16 protein-coding genes are annotated in these 20,742 nt (G+C 71.2%); 7 read left to right on the top strand and 9 right to left on the bottom strand.

The features are described from left to right. The first annotated feature begins 71 nt into the window (after window positions 1-71). Complete coding sequence (msrA, locus tag VMF70_04885) at window positions 72-707, top strand: peptide-methionine (S)-S-oxide reductase MsrA (protein HTT67343.1); 636 nt, start codon at window positions 72-74, stop codon at window positions 705-707. Between the two features lie 43 nt (window positions 708-750). Here the strand turns inward: msrA and VMF70_04880 are convergent, their stop codons facing one another. Genes VMF70_04880 through VMF70_04865 form a run of 4 tightly spaced genes read right to left on the bottom strand, consistent with a single transcriptional unit; the run spans window position 751 to window position 8,377 of the window. Continuing rightward, window positions 751-3,543: a TIM-barrel domain-containing protein gene (locus VMF70_04880; protein ID HTT67342.1), complete on the bottom strand. Its 2,793-nt coding sequence runs from the start codon at window positions 3,541-3,543 to the stop codon at window positions 751-753. 39 nt (window positions 3,544-3,582) lie between these two features. Further along, window positions 3,583-4,203, bottom strand: coding sequence for an isoprenylcysteine carboxylmethyltransferase family protein (locus VMF70_04875; GenBank protein HTT67341.1), 621 nt, complete (start codon window positions 4,201-4,203; stop codon window positions 3,583-3,585). 39 nt (window positions 4,204-4,242) lie between these two features. Beyond that, window positions 4,243-6,834, bottom strand: coding sequence for a TIM-barrel domain-containing protein (locus tag VMF70_04870; protein ID HTT67340.1), 2,592 nt, complete (start codon window positions 6,832-6,834; stop codon window positions 4,243-4,245). A gap of 13 nt (window positions 6,835-6,847) precedes the next feature. Further along, window positions 6,848-8,377 (bottom strand): alpha-L-arabinofuranosidase C-terminal domain-containing protein, encoded by a 1,530-nt coding sequence (locus VMF70_04865; GenBank protein HTT67339.1) that lies wholly within the window; start codon window positions 8,375-8,377, stop codon window positions 6,848-6,850. Between the two features lie 167 nt (window positions 8,378-8,544). Between VMF70_04865 and VMF70_04860 the strand changes: the two genes are divergently transcribed. Beyond that, the gene (locus VMF70_04860) at window positions 8,545-11,901 is read left to right on the top strand and encodes a glycoside hydrolase family 2 TIM barrel-domain containing protein (protein ID HTT67338.1); all 3,357 of its coding nucleotides are present in this window, start codon (window positions 8,545-8,547) and stop codon (window positions 11,899-11,901) included. Between the two features lie 240 nt (window positions 11,902-12,141). Here VMF70_04860 and VMF70_04855 read toward each other — a convergent pair whose 3' ends face one another. Continuing rightward, window positions 12,142-13,626, bottom strand: a complete 1,485-nt coding sequence (locus tag VMF70_04855) for a protein kinase (protein HTT67337.1) — start codon at window positions 13,624-13,626, stop codon at window positions 12,142-12,144. 231 nt (window positions 13,627-13,857) lie between these two features. Between VMF70_04855 and VMF70_04850 the strand changes: the two genes are divergently transcribed. Together VMF70_04850 and VMF70_04845 are read left to right on the top strand one after the other, a co-directional pair. Further along, entirely contained in the window at window positions 13,858-14,238 is a 381-nt protein-coding gene (locus VMF70_04850; protein HTT67336.1) for a PepSY domain-containing protein, read from the top strand. 235 nt (window positions 14,239-14,473) lie between these two features. Continuing rightward, complete coding sequence (locus VMF70_04845; GenBank protein HTT67335.1) at window positions 14,474-14,647, top strand: hypothetical protein; 174 nt, start codon at window positions 14,474-14,476, stop codon at window positions 14,645-14,647. 166 nt (window positions 14,648-14,813) lie between these two features. Here VMF70_04845 and VMF70_04840 read toward each other — a convergent pair whose 3' ends face one another. Continuing rightward, window positions 14,814-15,254, bottom strand: coding sequence for a hypothetical protein (locus VMF70_04840; GenBank protein ID HTT67334.1), 441 nt, complete (start codon window positions 15,252-15,254; stop codon window positions 14,814-14,816). Between the two features lie 274 nt (window positions 15,255-15,528). On the opposite strand from VMF70_04840, the gene VMF70_04835 reads away from it, so the two are divergent. Then, on the top strand, window positions 15,529-16,485 hold the full coding sequence (locus VMF70_04835; protein HTT67333.1) for a ferritin family protein: 957 nt from the start codon (window positions 15,529-15,531) through the stop codon (window positions 16,483-16,485). A 31-nt stretch (window positions 16,486-16,516) separates the two neighbouring features. On the opposite strand, the gene VMF70_04830 is transcribed toward VMF70_04835, so the two are convergent. From VMF70_04830 to VMF70_04820, 3 genes are all read right to left on the bottom strand, one after another. Continuing rightward, entirely contained in the window at window positions 16,517-17,602 is a 1,086-nt protein-coding gene (locus VMF70_04830) for a HoxN/HupN/NixA family nickel/cobalt transporter (GenBank protein HTT67332.1), read from the bottom strand. 114 nt (window positions 17,603-17,716) lie between these two features. Next, the gene (locus tag VMF70_04825) at window positions 17,717-18,199 is read right to left on the bottom strand and encodes a hypothetical protein (protein ID HTT67331.1); all 483 of its coding nucleotides are present in this window, start codon (window positions 18,197-18,199) and stop codon (window positions 17,717-17,719) included. Between the two features lie 177 nt (window positions 18,200-18,376). Next, complete coding sequence (locus tag VMF70_04820) at window positions 18,377-18,892, bottom strand: RsmD family RNA methyltransferase (GenBank protein HTT67330.1); 516 nt, start codon at window positions 18,890-18,892, stop codon at window positions 18,377-18,379. A 108-nt stretch (window positions 18,893-19,000) separates the two neighbouring features. On the opposite strand from VMF70_04820, the gene VMF70_04815 reads away from it, so the two are divergent. Together VMF70_04815 and VMF70_04810 are read left to right on the top strand one after the other, a co-directional pair. Continuing rightward, window positions 19,001-19,612 (top strand): DUF305 domain-containing protein, encoded by a 612-nt coding sequence (locus tag VMF70_04815; GenBank protein HTT67329.1) that lies wholly within the window; start codon window positions 19,001-19,003, stop codon window positions 19,610-19,612. Between the two features lie 38 nt (window positions 19,613-19,650). Continuing rightward, window positions 19,651-20,742, top strand: a 1,092-nt coding sequence (locus VMF70_04810) for a hypothetical protein (GenBank protein ID HTT67328.1), incomplete at its 3' end; no start/stop codon positions are given.

The raw sequence follows: 20,742 nt of genomic DNA, 5'->3' as shown, positions 1-20,742 counted from the left end.
CCGGCCGGCCAACGCGAACGGGCGGTTGCCCGCCTGATTAGATTACCGACTCCTCCAGTAGGAGATGTGCAATGCACAGGAGCGCGCGGTTTCTCGCCTGGAGCGCCATGCTGGCGTTCGTGGCTGCATCGGCCTCGGCCCAGGCGACACGCCAGACGGCGGTGCTGGCCGGCGGCTGCTTCTGGGGAATCCAGAACCTGTTCGAGCACGTCAAAGGGGTGACGCAGGTCGTCGCGGGCTATTCGGGGGGCACGGCGGAGACGGCGAGCTACCAGGCCGTGGGCAGTGAGACGACCGGCCACGCCGAGTCCGTCGAGATCACCTTCGATCCCGCGGTGGTGACGTACCAGAAGCTGCTCGACGTCTTCTTCCTGGTGGGTCACGACCCGACCGAGCTCAACCGCCAGGGTCCGGACGTCGGCAGCAGCTACCGGTCCGCCATCTTCTACCTGAACGACCAGCAGCGGCGCGACGCGCAGGCCGTCATCACGCGCCTGACCCAGGCGCACGAGTTCTCGCGGCCGATCGTGACGCAGGTGGCGCCGTTCGGCGGATTCTACCGGGCCGAGGAGTACCACCAGGACTACGCGTACCACCACCCGCACGACCCCTACATCGTCATCAACGATCTGCCGAAGGTGGACCACCTGCGCGCGACGTTCCCCGCGCTCTACCGGGAGTCGCCGGTCCTGACCGCTTCGCGCTGAGGTCCGGGCGCCGGCTCGCGCTGGGGGCAGCGAGCCTCCGTCCTCACGGCGCCCGGATGCGCAGCTCCTCCCCGACATAGCTGACGGTCCGATCGGAGGGCAGCTCGAAGCCGAAGCCGACGGGGCGGTCCTGCGAGACGAACACCAGCTGGAAGCTCCGGCGCTCCAGCATCCCCGGGAAGGACCCCTCGCGCCGGCCGATGACGAGCGTGCGGCTGCGCTCGTCCCAGCGGAGCGGGATGCGGGCGAACTGGCCGCGCTCGTAGCCGTAACTGGCGCCGTCGTCTTCGTACAGCGAGAAGCGGCCGTCGGCGCCCGCGTAGACGACGAGCGTGATGGGGTCGGCCGGCTTCTCGTCGGCGTACTGCAGCTCCGGTCCGACCGGCAGGATCGAGCCGGCGCGCACGTACAGAGGAATGCGGTCGTACGGGGCCGAGGCCTCCATCGTCCGTCCGCCGGCCAGGCGCTTCCCCGTCCAGAAGTCGTACCAGGTCGGCGGCGGCAGGTAGACCGTGCGACTGCGAGCGCGGTACTCCGTGACGGGGTTCACCAGGAGCGCCGGGCCGAAGAGGTACTGGTCGGTCACCTCGCGAGCGATCGTATCGGCCGGGAAGTCCATGACCAGCGGCCGCATCATCGTCGCGCCGTCCTGGGTGACCGCTCCGGCCAGAGAGTAGATGTACGGGAGGAGGCGGTAGCGCACCCGATCCCAGTAGACCATCGCGTGATACGCCGCGGTGGTGTCGCCGAACCGCGGGATCTCCCGTACCGGCGGCGCCTCGCCGTGGGCCCGGAAGAGCGGAACGAGCGCGCCGAACTCGGTCCAGCGCGCGCTCAGCTCGCGCCACTCCTCGGCGTCCGCCGGCGCCATGGGCTCGGCGCGGAAACGCGGCTGCGGCCAGTAGCCGCCCACGTCCATCGTCCAGTACGGCGTGCCGCTGATGGAGAAGCCGAGGCCGGCCGCGATCTGCTTGCGCATGGTCGGCCAGGCCGAGGCGATGTCGCCCGACCAGATGGCCGCGCCGTAGCGCTGCAGCCCCGCGAACGCGGAGCGGGTCAGGATCGCGACCCGGCGGTCCGGGGCCGCCTGGCGCTGGCCCTCGTACACGCCGGCGACCTGCTCGAGCGAATAGGCGTTGAGCATCCGGGCGCCGGAGCCGAGCGCCGTCGGGTTGATGGCGTTGCGCTGCGCTTCCAGGTCCCAGGCCGGCAGGATGTCGGGCTCGGTGGCATCCAGCCACCACGCATCCACGCCCTTGTCGAACAGCGCGGGCCGCAGCTGATCCCAGAACAGCCGGCGCGCATCCGGGTTGAAGGCATCGTAGAAGGTGTAGCGGTAGCCCAGCCAGTCCTTCACGCCCGCCCGCAGCGGCTGCTGGTAGAGGAAGCCGCGCGACTGCATCTCCTCGGCGTTGTGGGTGTTCGGATAGAACTTGCCCCACACCGAGATCAGGAGCCGAGCGTGGCGGTCGTGGATGGCGCTGAGCCATCCCGGCACGTCGGGGAACCGCGCCGAGTCCGCCTCGTGCGAGCCCCACTGGTCCGGCTTCCAGTACTGGAAATCCTGCACGATCACGTCGAGCGGGATCCGCGCGCGCCGGAACTCGTCGACGGCGTCGAGGCTCTGCTGCGACGTGGCGTAGCGATTGCGGCTCTGCCAGTAGCCGAAGGCCCAGCGGGGCGGCATCGCCGCCCGGCCGGTGACCCGGCGGTAGCCGGCGATCACGCGGTCGAGCGCTGGGCCATAGAGGAAGTAGTAGTCCACGCCGTCGCCGACCTCCGACCATAGCGACGGGTTGGCCGTCGGCGCCGGCGGCTTCCACCTGAGCTGCACCGTCTCCGCCTCGCCCTCGACGTCCGTGTACTCGAGGCGCACGCGGTGGCGCCGCCCGGCGGCCAGCCGGACCTTGGCGACGCCGCGCCACGGCAGCCACCAGGAGCGCGCATCGTCGATCACCAGCTTGTCGTCGAGCCAGAGCTTCACCGCCTCGTTCGCGACCAGCTCGATCTGGCAGGTGCCGGTGGCGCGCGGCGCGATCCACCCTTCCCAGCGTGCGCTCACGGGCCCGCGCGCGGGGAGCGCTGGATGGAGCCGAACGGCCGGATCGGTCCTGTCGGTCGGCGTGGCGAACAGGATCGCGGAATCGACCCGCGTGCCCACCGGACGCTCGAAAACCGCTCCGTCGTAGTAGGTCGCCGTCAGTCCGCCCGGCCTGCCGTCACGGTCCAGGAGCTGGGCGGCGGGGATCGGCACGAACGGGCGCAGATCGCCGAAGCGGCTGAACGAGGTGTTGTCCCAGAAGATGCCGTAACCCCGGCTCGATACGAAGACGGGCACGACCTCGGACGTGTTGCGCTGCCACAGGTCGAGGTCGTAGCCCTTGAGATCCGTCAGACCCTCCTGCCGCTGCCCCAGGCCGTAGAGCGCCTCGCCCGGATTCCCCTGCCAGACCTGGCGCACGTGGTACGTGCGCTCGCCCATCACTTCGGCCGGCGTGAGCTCGCGACCGCCGGGTGTCTCCGCCAGGATCCTCCTGCCGGCCGCGTCGTAGAAGGCGACGGCGCCGGCCCGTGACACGCGCACCGACAGCCGACGCGTCTCGACCCTGGTCTCGCCGCCGGCGCGCACGACCCTGTACGGCACCTTCTCGCGCGCGCGGTCGCCCGCGGCGAGGCTCTTCCGCGCGAAGAACGCGCTGTCGGGCGCGAACGCCACCCGGATGACGTCCGCGGCCACCACTTCGATCTCGAGGAAGCCACCGGCGACAGGGACGACGACGCTGTCGCGAGCGGGCGGTTGCAGGGCGAGCAGGCAGGCCAACAGCAGGGGCGACATCGCTCGACTCCTAGCGCGCGGCTCGGGGCGGAGGCGCGGTCACGGGTGCGTGAGGGGGGACTGGCCGCGATGCCCGAGCCGCGGCAGGAGCCGGCCGGTCGTCCGCATGTACCGCCGGTACGAGTCGCCGAACTGCTCTACCATCAGGCGCTCCTCGAGCGGGATGCGCCGCGCGAACTGCCAGCCATGCATCAGCAGCCAGCTCCCGCCGACGACCCAGTTGGCCGAGAGCAGCAGGACCGAGACGTTGGTCAGCAGGCCGGCCGTGTACATCGGATGCCGCACCCAGCGGTAGGGCCCGCCGACCACCAGCTCGTGCTCCTTGAGCAGCTGCACGCGGAGGCTCCAGTTCCGCCCCAGCGCCGACTGCGACCACTCCAGCAGGGCGAACGCGGTGAAGGTGAGGCCGAGTCCCGCCCACCGGATCGGCGCCGGCAGGGCGAACGACGCCCAGCTCACGCGCCGGGGAGCGACGACGTACAGTGCGAGGATCACCACGGTCGTGAGCATGAGCAGCAACATGATGGCGCCGCCCGGTTCGGGCGGCTGCTTCACGACCGAAGCGGAGGCGTGCGGTACCTTGCGGATGTAGTAGACGCGGTGGGCCATGTAGGCGACGAAGATGAGTGCGACCAGGCATCGAAACGCTACGCCGTCCATGGATGGCTCCCAGCCGCTGGTTTGCCGGCGCCGGTCCGGCTACGGCGCCTGGTCCAGGTGCCGCAGCACCCGGCGGATCACCGCGGTGTCGCCCTTCATCTGCCGCAGGGCGCGCAGCACGTCGGGCAGCTGCTCCCGAAAGCGCCTCAGCTCCACCGCCGCCGAGTCCGGATGCAGCGTGATCCGGTGCCCGGTCTGGGCCAGCGTTACGTACGCATCGGACGGCCAGTCCGCCGGCCAGAGCGTCTCGAGCATGGTCATGCCGTGCTCGAGCCGCCGCAGCCGGCCGGGCACGCCGTCCAGCAGCGCGTCGTCGGCGCCGGCGGGCGGCGTCACCACCAGCTCCTTGCGAGTCGCGACGTCGGCCCGCGGCAGCGACACGATCGTGGTGAGCCGGTCCCCATCGTAGCGCCAGCCCGGTGCGGACCCGTCCGCCCGGTACGGGACATCCGCGCCCTGCCAGGTCACGTGCGCGGGCGGCCACGTCCCGCGCAGCCGCACCTCGTACGCGCGCCCCTGCAGCATGCCCCGGAACGAGCCCTCCACGGGCGCGATCGTGAGCGCGGTGGTGTCGGCGGTCCGCCGCTCGAGCACCGGCGTGAAGGTGCACGCGCCCTCGCGGTATCCCAGCGAGTCGCCCGCATCTTCGTAGATGCGCGCACTGCCGGAATCGCCGGGGAACACGTCGAGGATGAGCGGATCCACCGGCCGCTCGCCGCTCCGCTCCATCTTGGGCTGCTCCGGCAGGATCGCGCCGGCCCGCACGTAGACCGGCAGCTCGTCCAGGGCGAACGCCCGGTCCAGCGCGCGCGGGCCCGAGAGCCGCGCGCCGCTCGACCACTCCACCCAATCGCCGGGCGGCAGCCACAGGCGCTCGCGCGCCAGCGCGCTGGCGCTGTCCATCGGCGCGACCACCGGGCTCACCACGAGGTCCGCGCCGAAGCCGTACTCGTCGCGGAACGCGTACGCGTCGGCCGCCTCCGCCCAGTCGTAGTAGAGCGGGTGCACCACGGCCACGCCGGAGTCGTAGGCGCGCCGCGCGGCCGTGTAGACGTAGGGGATCATCGCGTAGCGGAGCTGGAAGGCGTCCCGCATCGCGTCCGCGAACTCGGCCGGATACGCCCAGATGCGACGCTCCGCGTTCGCGTTCTTGGTGGTGTGCGTGCGCAGGATCGGACTGAAGATCCCGAACTGGATCCAGCGCGTGTACAGCTCCGGCGCAACGGGGCCTGGAATGTGCCCGCCGATGTCGTGGCTCCAGTAGCCGAAGCCGACGTTGGCGGCGGTGGCCGTGAAGTACGTCTCGAAGGCCAGCGCCGGCCAGGTGGAGTGCATGTCGCCGGAGAAGCCGATCTGGTAGCGGTGATTGCCGAGGCCGCCCCAGCGGTGGTAGATCAGCGGCCGGTGCAGGCCCTGCCGCTCCATGTCGGTGAAGAAGACGTAGTTCAGCCACCAGGTGGGGGTCAGTCCCGGGATCGACGTATTGCCCCACTGCTGCCAGTCCAGCCACCAGAAGTCCACGCCCTGTCGCTCCAGGGGGTGGATCACGTTGGCGAAGTACGCCTCCGCGAAGTGCTGGTCCTCGATCCGGAACGGCACGTACTGCCCGGTGGCCGGGTCGATACCCGTGGCGCGCGCCATCGCCGGATACTGCGCCTCGTGGGGCTGGATGCCGGAGGCCGGGTGCAGGTTCATCGTGGTGTGCAGCCCCCGCTGCCTGACCCAACCCAGGAACGCGTCGGGATCCGGGAAGTAGGCATGGTCCCAGGTGTAGCCGGTCCAGCCCAGCCGCTGTCCCGCCTGGTCCTTCGGCTGGCCCTGCCAGCGCAGCTCGAAGGTGTTGTGCCAGTCCATGTCCACCACCAGCACGTCGAGCGGCACGTCGTGGCGATGGAAATCCTCGACCAGCTGCTGCAGCTCCGTGTCGGTGTACGCCCAGTAACGCGACCACCACGCGCCGAACGCGAAGCGCGGCGGCATCGGGATCTTCCCGGCCACGCGCGTGAAGTCGGCGAGCGCGCGGCGGTAGTCGTGCCCGTAGCCGAAGAAGTACCAGTCCTGCCGCTGGGCCGGGGCGCGCTGCACCACCCACGGCCACGGGCTGGCGTCGAACAGCGGGCGGTCCGAGTCGTCCACCAGCGTCCAGCCGTCGCGCGAGACCAGCCCCTTCTCGATCGTCACCGGGCCCGCCGCCCCGTCCAGCGTGCGAGTCGTGCCGCCCAGGTTCGCCGTATCCGTCGTGCCGGGCCGCCACGTCACCGTCGAGTCCGCGTTCTTCACCGTGATGCTCAGGTTCTCCGGTCCGAAACGGCCGCTCTTCGGCCGGTACCGGAGCGTCAGCTGCGCGGTCGCGATCACCAGCCAGCCGTCCTCGTTCCGCTGCGTGAACGCGACGGGCGGCGTGTGCCGGTCCAGGAACACGAGCGAGGGCCGGTCCTCGAAGCGGCCGTCCGCGGCCCACTCGAGACGTACGAGCTGGGGCGTGAGCACCGTGAGACGGACGGTGCCGTCGGTCACCACGTTGCGCGGGTCGGCGACCGGGTCCGCCTTGGGTTCGACCTGCGCATGGAGGGGTGTCAGGGCGAAGAGGGGTGCGACGGCGAGCAGCAGTCGGCGGATCGCGGTGTTCACGCGGTGCCCTCGCTCAACGCAGCTCGACGACGACGACCGACTTGGAGGGCAGGTCCAGCGTCAGGTTGCCGCCGGTGAGCCTGGCCCCCTGGAAGTCCACGGGCTGGACCGCGTTCGGCTGCTCGAACGTGTTGTCGGCGTTCATCGCCGTCGCCGTCAGCAGGCGCCCGCCGACGCTGGAGACCCGTTGCCCGCGGATGTCGACCTGCACCATGCGGCCGCGGTCGGGGTCCAGGTTCACGAGCGTGAGGTGGATGCGCCCGTCCTTGTCCCTCGAGGCGGATGCGCTGACGGCCGGCACGGACTGACCGTTGAACGTGTAGGCGTCGGAACTGATGTGAAGCGGCAGCAGCGTCGCGTCCTGGTGCACCTTGTACATGTCGAAGACCCAGTAGGTGGGCGTGAGAATCATCTGATCGCCCTGGGTCAGGATCATCGCCTGCAGCACGTTGACGGTCTGCGCGAGGTTGGCCATGCGCACCCGGTCCGCGTGGCTGTTGAAGATGTTGAGGTGCAGGCCGGCGACCACGGCATCCCGCAGCGTGTTCTGCTGGTAGAGGAACCCCGGCGTGGAGCCCGGCTCCGGGTCGTGCCACATGCCCCATTCGCCCACGATGAGCCACACGCGCTTCTCGGGATCGTACCGGTCCATGATCGTGGCATGGCGCGCGATCAGCGTGTCCATGCGCTCCGCGTGCTGCAGGGCCGTGAACCAGCCCTGCTCGCCGAAGTCCGTGGCCGACCCCTTGTGCGCCCACGATCCGACCAGCGTGTAGTAGTGCAGGTCGAGGCCGTCGATCATCCGGCCGGCCTCGCGCATCATCGTCTCGGTCCAGGCGTAGTCGTCCGAGTTGGGGCCGGAGGCGATGCGGAACGGCCGGGCGCCGCGCAGGTACTCCGCGTAGCGCTTGTAGTTGTCCGCGTAGGCCTGCGGGGTCATCGCGCCGCCGCAGCCCCAACTCTCGTTGCCCACGCCCCAGAAGCGGACGTCGTACGGCTCGGGATGGCCGTTCGCCGCGCGCTCGTCGCCCAGCGGGCTCCCGGTCGGCGCGTGGAGGTACTCCCACCACTTCGACATCTCCTCGACCGTGCCGCTGCCGACGTTCCCGACGATGAACGGCTCGGCGCCCAGGCGGTGGATCAGCTCCAGGTACTCGTGGGTGCCGAAGCTGTTGTCCTCCGTCACGCCGCCCCAGACGGTGTTGACCATCTTCGGCCGCTGGTCCCTCGGCCCGATGCCGTCGCGCCAGTGGTAGTAGTCCGCGAAGCAGCCGCCCGGCCAGCGCAGGGTCGGGACCTGGATCCGCCGCAGCGCCTCGATCACGTCGTCGCGCAGATGCCACTGGCCCGTGCCGGCCCTGGTCCAGAACCCGTCGTAGATGTTGCGCCCGAGGTCCTCGCCGAACTGGCCGTAGATGTACCTGCTGATGGTGGTCTCGCCGAGATCGGCGTTGATCACGATGCGGACCGGCGCCTGGGCGACGGCGACGCCAGCCAGCACCAGGAGAGACGCTACAGCCAGGGTCGCGCTGCGTCCTCGCATGATCGTTGCTCCGTCACGGTGAAGAAGCCGCGCTCGGCTCCGAGCGCATCAACGTCCCGGTAACAGTGCGTCACGAGCGCGAGCGGCGCCAGACGCGCTTTGACGGCGGGTGAACCTCGCCCGCATACTTGGGACCGCGGTGCACGACCAGCAACAGGAGACTCCCGATGATCCCGAGCCCGGTGCGCTTTCCGCGGAGCCGTGCGCCGAACCTTGCCCGAGCGGTCGTTGTCCTCGCCGCCGCGATCCTGATTCCCGCGAACGTCCTGGCCCAGGGAACCGGCCGGCCGTTCGACACGCCGGTCCGCGACGGTCCGGTGCCCGACTGGGACAACCCCGGCGTGGTGCACCGGAACACCGAGGCGCCGCGGGCGAGCTTCACCGCGTTCGCGACCGAGGCGCAGGCGCTGGCGGACGGTCCGATCGCACCGTTCTGGCAGACCGACCATCCGACGACCGCGCCGTGGTACCGGAGCCTCAACGGGCCGTGGAAGTTCCACTACTCGCCCAGGCCTGCAGACCGGCCGATGGACTTCTATCGGGTGGGCTACGACGATCGCGCCTGGCCGACGATCCCGGTCCCGTCCAACTGGGAGCGCCAAGGGTTCGGCGTCGCGATCTACACCAACATCAAGTACCCCTTCCACGCTCTCAGCCGGCCCACGCCGCCCGAGCTCCCCGCAGACAACCCGGTCGGCTCCTATCGCCACGCGTTCGCGGTCCCCGCGGCATGGACCGGGCGCGAGATCTACCTGCGGTTCGGCGCGGTCAGCTCGGCCTTCTACCTGTGGATCAACGGCCGCATCGTCGGTTTCAGCAAGGACAGCAAGACGCCGGCGGAGTTCGACGTCACGCGGTACGTCCACGCCGGCACCAACGCGCTGGCCGTGGAGGTCTATCGCTGGAGCGACGGCAGCTACCTCGAGGACCAGGACAAGTGGCGGCTGAGCGGGATCTTCCGCGACGTGTATCTGTACGCACGTCCCCGCGTCCACATCCGCGACTATTTCGCCCGGGCGTCGCTCGCGCCGGACTACCGGGACGGCCGCCTGAGGGTTGACGTGGCGCTGCAGAACACCGGCGCGGCGGCGGGGACGTATGCCGTCGAGCTGAAACTCTGGGACGGCGGCCAGGTGGTGGCGACCGGCCGGCAGACCGTCTCCGTCCGCGATTCCGCGGCGGTGAGTCTCGAGCTGGCCGTCGCCGCGCCCCGCCTCTGGTCGGCGGAGCAGCCGAACCTCTACGCCCTGACGCTGGCGCTGCTGGGCCCGGCCGGCCGGCCGGTCGAGGTGGTGAACGGCCGGATCGGCTTCCGCACCACGGAGGTGAAGGGCGGCCGGTACCTGTTGAACGGCAAGGCGATCTACCTCAAGGGCACGAACATCCACGAGATCAATCCGGTGACCGCGTGGGTGCAGGACGAAGCCACGATGCGCCGCGACGTCCAGCTCATGAAGGAGTTCAACCTCAACGGCATGCGCTTCTCGCACTACCCGGAGCCGGAACGCTTCTACGAGCTGGCGGACGAATACGGCCTGTACGTCATCGGCGAGGCCGACATCGAGTCGCACGGGATGGGCTACGACAAGGACGTCACGCTGGCGGACAAGCCGGAGTGGGCGCTGGCCCACCTCGACCGCACCCAGCGGGCGGTGGAGCGGGACAAGAACCACCCGGCGGTGATCATCTGGTCGCTGGGGAACGAGGCCGGCGACGGGCACAACATGCTGGCGGACTACCGCTGGATCCACGGGCGGGACTCCACGCGCCCCGTGCAATACGAGCGCGAGGGGATCCAGACCAACGCCCCCGAGCGCCACTCGGACCTGTACGTCCCGATGTATCCGCCGATCGCGTACCTCGAGCGCTACGCCCGAAGCGACGCCGACCGGCCGCTGATCATGTGCGAGTACGCCCACGCCATGGGCAACAGCACCGGCAACCTCCAGGAGTACTGGGACGTCATCAAGCGCTATCCGAAGTTGCAGGGCGGATTCATCTGGGACTGGGTGGACCAGGGCCTGCTGGAGCACGACTGGTACGGGCGACCGTACTGGACCTACGGCGGCGACTACGGTCCGCCGGGCGTGCCGAGCGACGGCAGCTTCAACGACAACGGACTGGTGAACCCGGACCGCACGCCGCACCCGGGCCTGTGGGAGGTGAAGAAGGTCTACCAGTACGTGAACTTCGCGCCCGTGGACCTCGCCGTGGGGACGGTGTCGGTGCGGAACGAGTACGACTTCACCGACCTCCACGACTTCGCTCTGCACTGGCGGATCACCGGCGACGGCGTGCCGCTCGACTCCGGGGTCGTGGACTCGCTCGCCGGCGCGCCCGGAACCGTGCACACGGTGGCACTGGGCTACCGCCTGCCGGCGCCGCAGCCCGGACGGGAGTACTTCCTCAACCTGAGCCTCAGGCGTCGAGCGGCGCTGGGCCTGGTGCCGGCGGGGCACGAGGTCGCCACGGAGCAGTTCGCCCTGTCGGTGGCGGCGCCCGCGCCGCGTGTGGCCGCGGCCTCGCTCCCCGCGCTCCAGCTCACCCAGACGGACTCGAGCGCGACGGTGACCGGGCGCGACCTCGCGGTGCGCTTCGACCTCGGCCGCGGGGAGCTGGCGTCACTCCGCTACCGTGGGACCGAGCTGGTCCAGCGGGCCCTGCAGCCGTATTTCTGGCGCCCGGCCACGGACAACGACTGGGGGAACGGTCTGCCGCGGCGCGCCCGCGCCTGGCGCTACGCCGGCGAGAACCGCGCGGTCACGTCGGCTGGCGTGGAGCAGGTGGCGGCCGGCGTCGTCCGGGTGACGATCGAGCAGCAGCTGAAGGACGAGGCCGGCCTTCCGATCGCGACGTTCGCCAGCACGTACACCGTCCTCGGGTCCGGCGACGTGCTGGTGGACAACACGCTCACCAAGGCGTCCGCATCGCTGCCGGAGCTGCCGCGGGTCGGCATGAGCCTCATCCTGCCGGGCGCGTTCGACCACGACGAGTGGCTCGGCCGCGGCCCGTTCGAGAACTACTGGGACCGCAAGACGGGGGCGCAGGTTGGCCGGTACGCCAGCGCGGTCGCCGGCCTCTACACGCCGTACGTCCGGCCTCAGGAGAACGGCAACCGCACCGACGTGCGCTGGGCCGCGCTCACCGACAGCAGCGGGGTCGGGCTGCTCGCGGTGGGCGCCCCGGTCCTCGAGGTGACGGCCCTGAAGAACCTGCCCGAGGACTTCGAGACGCCCGAAGCGGGCTACGTGGACCGGGACCAGTCGGTGAACCGGCACGTCAACGACGTCCGGCCCCGCGACCTGGTTTGGCTCGACCTCGACCTGCACGTGATGGGCGTGGGCGGCGACAATTCCTGGGGCGCCTACACGCACGACGAGTACCGGATGCTGGCGCCGAGCTACCACTACGCCTTCCGTCTGCGTCCCTTCGATTCGCGTGCGGAGTCCGCGGACGATCTCGCGCGCGAGCAGTTCGACGACGTCGCGCCTGTCGCCCACCCGGCGACGGAGGTGCACCCCTGATGCGCCGGGAGCTGCGCGACGGGGCGCGAATGCCGGGCCCGGCCCGGGAAGACGAGGTGCAGCCGCCGAATTAGCGCTGTTGCGGCCCGCCTCGCGACGGATTGCCGATGGTTGACCCTCCGCGCGGCGTTCCCGGCGCCCTGCCGGGAGTCGCTCGCGCCGGCGGCTTCGCGGTGACGGTCAAGGGTGCGGTAGAGGGCCAGGGCCGCCCCCGGTCGGGGCGGACGAGGTGAGGGGGCGCTAGGGCGCGCGCCGCCTCACCGTGACGTCTGCGGTCCCGCTCCTGGGCGGCGATCCGGAGGCGGCAGCCTCCGCGCGGATGGTCGCCTTCCCCTGCGACAGAGCGGTGACGGTCCCCGACGAGGAGACGCGGGCCACCTGCGGGTTGCTGGACGTCCAGTGGTAGCGCAGGCCGGACAGGATGACGTTGCCGTCCGCGTCGTAGGCGAGTGCCGTCAGCTTGTGCGTCGCGCCGACGGTCAGCGTCACCTCGGTCGGCGCCAGCTGCACCTTGCGGGGCGGTTGCGCCGGCACGGGGCGGGCGCGCGGGGCCGGGTGGACCTGTCCCTGCGCCGCCGCACCGTGCGGCGCGGCCTCGGGGGCGCGGGCGCCCGAGGCCGCGCGAGGTGCCCGGAACGACTTCGCGAGCAGGGCTCCACCCCCGACGACCACGACCACCGCGCCCAGCACGGCCGCGGCGCGGGCGAACGGGAACCGGCGCTGCTCGGCCGCGGCCAGGGCCGCGGCCGTCGCGCGCGCCTTCAGCGCCGCCGCCAGCTCGCTCGCCGTCTGGAAGCGGTCCGCGGGCTTCTTCTCGGTGCAGCGCGCCACGATCCGGTCGAGCTGGGTGCTCACGTTCGGCCGCCGGGTCCTGAGCCCCGGCATGGCCTTGGTGAGATGCTGGATCAGGATGCCCTGGGTGGTCGGGCCGTCGAACGGCACCTCGCCGGCGAGCATCTCCCACAGGACGATGCCGAGGGAGTAGATGTCGCTGCGCCCGTCCACCTCCAGGCCGCCGGCGGCCTGCTCGGGACTCATGTAGTGCGGCGAGCCGATGACCGTGCCCGTCCCCGTGAGCCGCTCGCCGCTGCCCGCCGCGGCCTTCGCGATCCCGAAGTCGGCCACCAGCACCCGCCGCTGCTCGCCCTGCAGCATCACGTTCTGCGGCTTGATGTCGCGGTGCACCAGGCTCTGCGCGTGCGCGTCCGCGAGGGCGTCCGCGATGTCGCCGCCGATCCGGATCACTTCCGCCTCGGGGAGCTGTCCCTCGCGCCTGAGCCTCGCGTCGAGCGTCTCCCCGTGCACGAGCGGCATCCCGAAGTAGACCAGCCCCTCGCCCTCGCCCACGAAGAAGATGGAGAGGATGTTGGGGTGGTGCAGCTTCGCCGCCGACTCCGCCTCGCGGATGAAGCGGAGGACGCTCGCGCGGCTGCCGGTGAACTCGGGGCGGAGGACCTTGACGGCGATCTGCCGCGACAGCTTGCGGTCGGTGACGGCGAATACGTGGGCGAATCCGCCCTCGCCCAGCTCGTGCTCGACGAGGTAGTTCGGGCCCAGTGCCTTCTGCAGCTGCCAGGCGAGGTCGGTCGGGGCCATCGCGCGCGCCGCATGGCTCGCGGACGTCCGCATCGTCTCCGTCGTCGCCTCGGGGTTGGGCGTGCCGCAGGCCGGGCAGTACGCCGTCTCGGGCGACAGCTCTCGACTGCAGGTGACGCAGGTTGACATGGCCCTCAAGCCTAGCAGCGGGACCGGCCTCCTGCCAGGGCCGCGCACGGACGCGCGGGCGTCGCGGCAGGCCTTCGGGTACGCTCGGCGACGGATCCGGCGCCGACCCGCGGATTGTCGCCGTGTCATCCTCCCGACAGCTTGGCGGACTAGTCTTGGCAACGGCGGTGGACTCACGAACCTCGCCCCGTCCACGCCCCGCTCGACGTCACGGTCCAGGAGGAGGACGACATGCAGAGCGTATCCCTCATGGCGGCCGCACTCGCGCTGATCGCGGCGGGCGGCGCCCCGGCGCAGCAGCCTGGCCCCGGGCGAAACCCGGCGGCCGGCTACCAGCGTGAGGTTCCAGCCGCCCTGCTGCGGCAGGCCAAGGTCAGCGAAGACTCGGCGCTCAAGGTCGCCGCCGCCAGGATTCCGGGCGGCAAGGTGCAGGCGGTCGAGCTGGAGAACGAGCACGGGAAGCTGATCTGGTCCTGGGAGTTCACGCTGGCGGGACGACCGGGTGTGTACGAGTGCAACGTCAGCGCGCTCGACGGCACCATCGTCGGCGTGGAGCACGAGCATCCGCGAGCCGAGCATCACGACACCACCGGGGCGCGACCCCGTCCCTAGCGTCCCGAAGCGCCGGGAGCCTCCTGCTCGAGGCGCTCGACGGGGCACACCCGCCAGCGAGGCGGGGGCAGGGAACGATCCGGACGGCGGGTGGTCGCCCCGACGCCGGCTCTAACGCTTCCGGGCTGCCGCGTGCATCGTAGGGATGGCCGGCGGGGCGTCGCCCGCGCCCGTGGCGCGGTGCGCTCGACGGTCGGCTACCTCAGGGCAGTCCACCCTTCGCAGGAGTCTCTCGATGAAGATCACCAAGGACTGGGGCATGCTGTTGCTGGGCATCTGGCTAGTCCTCACCGGAGTGATCCCGCTGCTGCATCTCTACTTCTCGGGATTGAACACGATCATGGCGCTCCTGGCGATCGTGGCCGGTGCCCTGATCATCTGGCCCGTCGGGAAAGCGCCCGCCGCCTAGCGAGCGCGTGGAGTCCGGCTCGCGGCGCCGCAGCGTGCGCCTGGGCCGCGGGTTCCGCAGTGCACGGCGTCGCCTCACCGGCGGGCGGCTCGCCCGCCGGTGAGGCGCGTTTTGTCAGGCGGGGGATCGTGATCCGCGCGAGGGCCGGGACCCCGCCGCGCGCGGCCTACCGTTCGACGCGGACGCGATCCACCCAGTAGTGGGTGTCGCCGAAGCAGGCGAAGGGGACGCCCCGGTGCTCCTTGTAGTGGAGCACGATGCGCACACCGAGGCCGGCCTCCACGCGACGCGCCGTCTCGTCGTCGCGCACGGTGAAGTACCACAGCGTCGGGGCGACGCCCGGCGCCGTGGGCTGCATCAGCTCGCCCTCCCACGTCTTACAGAGCCACCCCTTGCGCGAGAATTTCTGGAGCGTGCCGGCGCGCTCGCCGTCGGAGTAGCTCCAGTTCACGGCGACGAAGGTGTACGCGACGAACAGCAGGACCGGCGTGAGGACGATGGTGACGAGGATGCCGCGCCAATGATGCCACCATCGCTTGCGGGGCGGTGGGGCGGCGGGGGGCGGCGGGGCAGCGCCGCCGGCGGGCGGAGGTGGCGTGTCGCTCATGGTCGTCAAACCTACGGCGCGTGGCCGCGGTCGGCCAGCGCCGGGGGCCGCCCTCCCGGGCAGGGCCGGCTGGCGGCAACCACCGTGGCGCCTGCGAGCGGTGGCCAGACCGGGGCGGCGCGGCGGGAATGCCGGTGGTGTCCTTCCGCATCGGGCTCGTGGTCCGCACTTTGCGACCATTCGCCGAGTCTCCGGCCAGGCCACGGCCTGCCCATCCTCACCAACTCGCCCGGCGTCCTCGGTCCCCGACGCGGGCGCGCCCGGGAGCACAGCCATGCGCGACTTCCACAGCCTGAGCGACCGCGAGGTGCTCGCTCTGGCCATCTCGCTCGAAGAAGAGGACGAGCGGATCTACGCCGATTACGCGGACGGCCTGCGGCCGAACTATCCGGCCTCGGCGGCGGTCTTCGAGGGCATGCGGGGCGAGGAGTCCGACCATCGCCGGCGCCTGCTCGAGCTCTACCGGCAGCGGTTCGGCGACCACATTCCGCTGATCCGGCGCCAGGACGTGCGCGGGTTCGTGCAGCGCGCCCCGGTGTGGCTGATGCAGCCGCTGAGGCTGGAGAAGATCCGCGCCCAGGCGAGCGCCATGGAGCTGGAGACCCGGCGCTTCTACGAGCACGCCGCCGCGCGAGCCCAGGACGTCGGGACGCGGCAGTTGCTCGACGACCTCGCGCAGGCCGAGATCTCGCACGCCGACCGCGCCGAGCAGCTGGAGAGCGAGAAGCTCGGCGGCGGCGCGAAGGCGACCGAGGAGGAGTCGCAGCGCCGCTTGTTCGTCCTGCAGATCGTGCAGCCGGGCCTGGCGGGGCTGATGGACGGCTCGGTCTCGACGCTGGCGCCGATCTTCGCGGCGGCGTTCGCGACGCACGCCACCCACGACGCGTTCCTGGTCGGGCTCGCCGCCTCCGTGGGCGCCGGCATCAGCATGGGGTTCGCCGAAGCGCTCTCGGACGACGGGACGCTGACGGGCAGGGGCCATCCGTGGCTGCGCGGGGCGATCTGCGGCGCGATGACGGCGCTCGGGGGGATCGGCCACTCCCTCCCGTTCCTGATCCCCCAGTTCACGGTGGCGATGGCGGTCGCGATCGCGGTCGTGGTCGTGGAGCTGAGCGCCATCGCCTGGGTGCGCCACCGCTACATGGACACGCCCCCGATCCCGGCCGTGGTCCAGGTGATGGTCGGGGGCATCCTGGTGTTCGCGGCAGGCGTGCTCATCGGGAGCTCGTGAGGCGGCGGGACGCCGCGCGCCGCGCGCGGGATCAGCGAGGCTCCGCGTCTCCGAGCGCGGCGGGCTCCGCCAGCTCGAGCGCGTCGTACCCCTTCAGGCGGTAGATGGCGGCGGAGACCAGCCAGCACGCGACGAACACGGCGACGATCAGGTAGCCGAAGCTCCCGATGTCGCCGTTGAGGGCCACGGCGACGCTCCACAGGCCGCCGCTCAGGTGCAAGCGGTCCGCCAGCAGGGCGAGCGCCTCGACGCCGCCGACCAGCAACGCCACCAGCACCGAGATCGACGTGATGGTGAGGTTGTAGTACAGCTTGCGGATGGGCCGCGTGAACGCCCAGCCATAGGCGCCCACCATCAGCACGCTGTCGGTCGTGTCCACAAGCGACATCCCGGCGGTGAACAGGGCCGGGAAGACCAGGATGGACCAGATCGGCATGCCCTTCGCAGCCTCGGCGGCGGAGATGGCCAGCAGGCCGATCTCGGTGGCGGTGTCGAACCCGAGCCCGAACAGCAGTCCCAGCGGGTACATGTGCCAGCTGCGCCGGATCATGCGGAACAGCGGGCGCAGCACGCGCGCCAGCGGCCCGCCCGCGGCGAGGAGCTCCTCCAGGCTCTCGGGTTCGTAGCGGCGCCCGGTGCGCACCCCGTGGAACGTGCGGTACAGCGACACGAGGATGAACAGGTTCATCACCGCGATGAGCAGGAGAAACGCCGCCGAAGCGGAGGTGCCCACGACCCCGCCCACCGTCCGGAACGACGCCAGCCGGGTGCTCAGGGCGGACGCCGTCGCGGCGATCGCCACGGCGGCCAGCACCACGACGGTGGAGTGGCCGAGCGAGAAGAAGAACCCCACCGCGACCGGCCGTTTCCCCTCCTGCATCAGCGTGCGGGTGACGTTGTCGATCGCGGCGATGTGATCGGCGTCGATGGCGTGTCTCAGGCCGAGGCTGTAGGCCAGCAGCGCCGTGCCGAGCAGCAGCGGGTAGGCGCGGAACGCGGTGACCGCCCACAGCCACGCCCCGGCGTTGGCGGCCGCCAGCACCGCGTAGAGCGCGACGGTCCGGCCGCGGGCGAACGCGACGTCGTCGTGGAAGAAGCGGGACAGGAAGCGCAGCATGCGGGTCACGGCTTCCGTCGCCGCGCGCGCGAGGGCGGACGATCCCCGCAGCGGGCCGGCAGCCAGGGGCGGAGCACCCCGGCCCCGGTCACGCGCGGCGGCAACGGTGAGACACTAGCGTTGCAGCGCCGCCCGGATCCTGGCGAGGTGGTGGAAGGCGTGACGCAACGGGTGGTGCTCGATGAAGAACTGCGCCGTCAGCGGGGCGTCCGCCTCGAGCGACAGGGGAGCGGCGCGGTCCAGCTCCTGGTCGGTGAACGTGCGGACCGCGTCCGCGGCCGCCCGGGCGTTGCGCCGCAGCAGCTCCACCGTCTCGCGCTTGCCCACCGCGGCGTGGTGGTGCGCGTGCTCGGCATTCAGCTTGGCGACGTCGGTCCAGCTGAGTCCGGTGACGGCCTTGCCCGACCCGATGGTGCGCGCCAGGTCCAGCTCGATGGGATACATGCTGGCCACGTGATGAATCATCACGCCGGCCTGGCGCCCGTCGGGCGGGACCGCCGTGCGCCACTCGGCGTCGGTCAGCCCTTCGGCGAAGCTCGCGAGCGCGCGCGCCCCAAGCTCGATGCGGTCCGCTAGTGCGTCGGCGCGGGCGCCCATGGGTACCTCGATGTGCAGGTGGACGGGAAATGTAACCGTCCGGGAATGAGCGCGCTTGGCGACGCGACCGGTCCGGGCGCGTCGTGAAGGCCGACGCTGGAAGCTCCTATATCGCAATGAGTTACTGTGTCATTGCGCGTCCGGGCGTGGGGCCCGGGCGCTGCCGCCGCGCGCGGCTTAGAGCCGGTAGATCGTCACGGCGGCCTCGGCGAAGTCCATCCGACGGACGCCGGCCGGCAGGTCGTGCGCCGGGTCGTGCTCGATCGCGAAGACCCGCGCGAAGCCGCTCCGCCGCCACGCCGCGATCACGCGATCGAGGATCTTCGAGCCGTACGGCGGATCGGCGAACGCGACGTCGTAGCTGTCGGCGCCGAGCGCCTCGGCGAACGGGACCGCGTCGCGCTTGAAGATGCGGGTCTGCGGCTTGAGCCCGAGGGCCACGACATTGGCCTTGAGCGCGTGGAGGCTCGCCGGCCGAAACTCGACGAAGTCCGCGCTGCGCGCGCCGCGCGAGAGGGCCTCGAGCCCCAGCGCTCCCGTGCCGGCAAACAGGTCGAGGACGCGGGCGCCACCGACCTCCGCGGCGAGCGCATCGAGCAACGCCGCGCGCACGGCTTCGGCGGTCGGCCGCACGCGGAAATCGTTCGGCGAGACAAGGTCCCGGCCCTCGAACCGTCCGGCTACGATCCTCATGGCACCGGCATGGTGATGCCTCCGCGGGGGCTTGAAACCTTCCGCTCGCCCCGTGCGTCTAATCTCCGACGTGGTTAGTCTTCATTGGACCCACAACCACTACTATAAATGAAACGCTTCGCGGCACTCCTCGTACCGTGCGCCCTTGCGTGCGGCAGTACGGCCGGCGCACTGGCCCAGGTCCCGGCGGACACCGTCCGGGGCGCGCTGCTTTACACCGCGGCAGACGTGGACTTCATGACCGGCATGATCGCGCACCACGCGCAGGCGGTCGCCATGTCCCGCTGGGCGCCGAGCCACGGCGCGAGCCCGTCGGTGCGCACGTTGTGCGAGCGCATCATCAACGCGCAGACGGACGAGATCGCACTGATGCGGCGCTGGCTCGGCGATCACCACCAGCCGGTGCCGGCCCCGGATCCGCGCGGCATGTCCATGCCCGGGATGGACCAGCCGATGCTGATGCCCGGCATGCTCACGCCGGCCCAGATGGCGCAGCTCGACTCCGCCCGGGGCCCCGAGTTCGACCGCCTGTTCCTGCGGCTCATGATCCAGCACCACAGCGGCGCCGTCACCATGGTGAACGCCCTGTTCGCCCGCGGCGCCGGGGAAGAGGAAACCGTCTACAAGTTCGCGTCCGACGTGTACGCCGACCAGACGACCGAGATCGCCCGCATGCAGCGGATGCTCGGCACGGTGCTGTTCGGCGCTCCCAGCCAGTGATCTCGATGCCCCGTGTCCCCCGTCCTCATGAGGTGTCCATGCGACGCTCGCTGACGCTCCTGATCGGATCGTTCACCCTTGCCGCGGGCGCCACGATGGCGTACGCGCAGGCCCCGAACCTGTCCACCACGCCGCCCACCCCGGATCCGCGCGTGGGCCTCCGCGCCGGCCTCATGGACGCCGCCGAGGCGACGTGGAACCTGCGCGTCGTCTCGAGGACGCAGCCGTCGGAGCGGTTCAAGGGCGTCACGAACTCCGATCTGGCGTTCCAGGGGCCGTACGTGATCCAGGGGAACTACAACGGCTTCCAGGTCTGGGACGTGACCAACCCGGCGGCGCCGGCGCTCAAGACCGGGTACCTGTGCCCGGCCTCGCAGAGCGACGTCTCGGTGTACCGGAACCTGCTGTTCGTCTCGGGCGAGGGCACCGGGGGCCGCCTGGACTGCGGCACGCAGGGCGTGCACGACTCCGTCAGCGCCGACCGGCTGCGCGGCATCCGGATCTTCGACATCACGGACATCACGAATCCCCGCTACATCGCGAACGTGCAGACGTGCCGCGGCTCGCACACGCACACGGTCGTGCCCGACCTCAACGACACGGCCAACGTGTACGTGTACGTCTCGGGTCAGGCCGGCGTGCGCTCGCCGACGGAGCTGGCCGGCTGCTCGCGGCTGGCGCCGGACCAGGATCCCAACTCGGCGCTGTTCCGCATCGAGGTCATCCAGGTGCCGCTCGCGCACCCGGAGCGGGCGCACATCGTGTCCTCGCCGCGCATCTTCGACAGCCTGACCGCGCCGCCGACGCACGCCGAGGCGCCGCAGGACGTCGCGGCCGCCGCGCAGGCGGCCGCCGAGGCGCGCGCCAAGGGCGGCTACACGGCGACGATCAACGGGATGGAATTCGTCATCCCGCCGAGGTACATCGCCCCGCTGCTGGACAGCGTCGTGAAGTCGCGGAACGGCACGGGCGCGCCGACCGCGGCGGATTCGGCGGCGCTGCGCCCGGCCATCCAGGGCATCGTGGACATCATGGTGGGCAACACGCCGGCGCAGGCGGGCCACCCGAAGCCCGGCCCGGACCAGTGCCACGACATCACCGTCTATCCGGCCATCGGCCTGGCGGGCGGC

The organism is Gemmatimonadales bacterium (genome assembly GCA_035502185.1).
Classification (GTDB): domain Bacteria; phylum Gemmatimonadota; class Gemmatimonadetes; order Gemmatimonadales; family JACORV01; genus Fen-1245.
Note: the sequence above shows the minus strand (reverse complement) of the source record. Positions and strands in the feature narration are given on the sequence as shown.

Excerpts from the sequence above, each read along its gene's own strand:
- msrA (HTT67343.1), top strand. The coding sequence starts at position 72 with ATGCACAGGAGCGCGCGGTTTCTCGCCTGGAGCGCCATGCTGGCGTTC.
- VMF70_04880 (HTT67342.1), bottom strand. The coding sequence starts at position 3,543 with ATGTCGCCCCTGCTGTTGGCCTGCCTGCTCGCCCTGCAACCGCCCGCT.
- VMF70_04875 (HTT67341.1), bottom strand. The coding sequence starts at position 4,203 with ATGGACGGCGTAGCGTTTCGATGCCTGGTCGCACTCATCTTCGTCGCC.
- VMF70_04865 (HTT67339.1), bottom strand. The coding sequence starts at position 8,377 with ATGCGAGGACGCAGCGCGACCCTGGCTGTAGCGTCTCTCCTGGTGCTG.
- VMF70_04860 (HTT67338.1), top strand. The coding sequence starts at position 8,545 with ATGATCCCGAGCCCGGTGCGCTTTCCGCGGAGCCGTGCGCCGAACCTT.
- VMF70_04855 (HTT67337.1), bottom strand. The coding sequence starts at position 13,626 with ATGTCAACCTGCGTCACCTGCAGTCGAGAGCTGTCGCCCGAGACGGCG.
- VMF70_04850 (HTT67336.1), top strand. The coding sequence starts at position 13,858 with ATGCAGAGCGTATCCCTCATGGCGGCCGCACTCGCGCTGATCGCGGCG.
- VMF70_04845 (HTT67335.1), top strand. The coding sequence starts at position 14,474 with ATGAAGATCACCAAGGACTGGGGCATGCTGTTGCTGGGCATCTGGCTA.
- VMF70_04840 (HTT67334.1), bottom strand. The coding sequence starts at position 15,254 with ATGAGCGACACGCCACCTCCGCCCGCCGGCGGCGCTGCCCCGCCGCCC.
- VMF70_04835 (HTT67333.1), top strand. The coding sequence starts at position 15,529 with ATGCGCGACTTCCACAGCCTGAGCGACCGCGAGGTGCTCGCTCTGGCC.
- VMF70_04830 (HTT67332.1), bottom strand. The coding sequence starts at position 17,602 with ATGCTGCGCTTCCTGTCCCGCTTCTTCCACGACGACGTCGCGTTCGCC.
- VMF70_04825 (HTT67331.1), bottom strand. The coding sequence starts at position 18,199 with ATGGGCGCCCGCGCCGACGCACTAGCGGACCGCATCGAGCTTGGGGCG.
- VMF70_04820 (HTT67330.1), bottom strand. The coding sequence starts at position 18,892 with ATGAGGATCGTAGCCGGACGGTTCGAGGGCCGGGACCTTGTCTCGCCG.
- VMF70_04815 (HTT67329.1), top strand. The coding sequence starts at position 19,001 with ATGAAACGCTTCGCGGCACTCCTCGTACCGTGCGCCCTTGCGTGCGGC.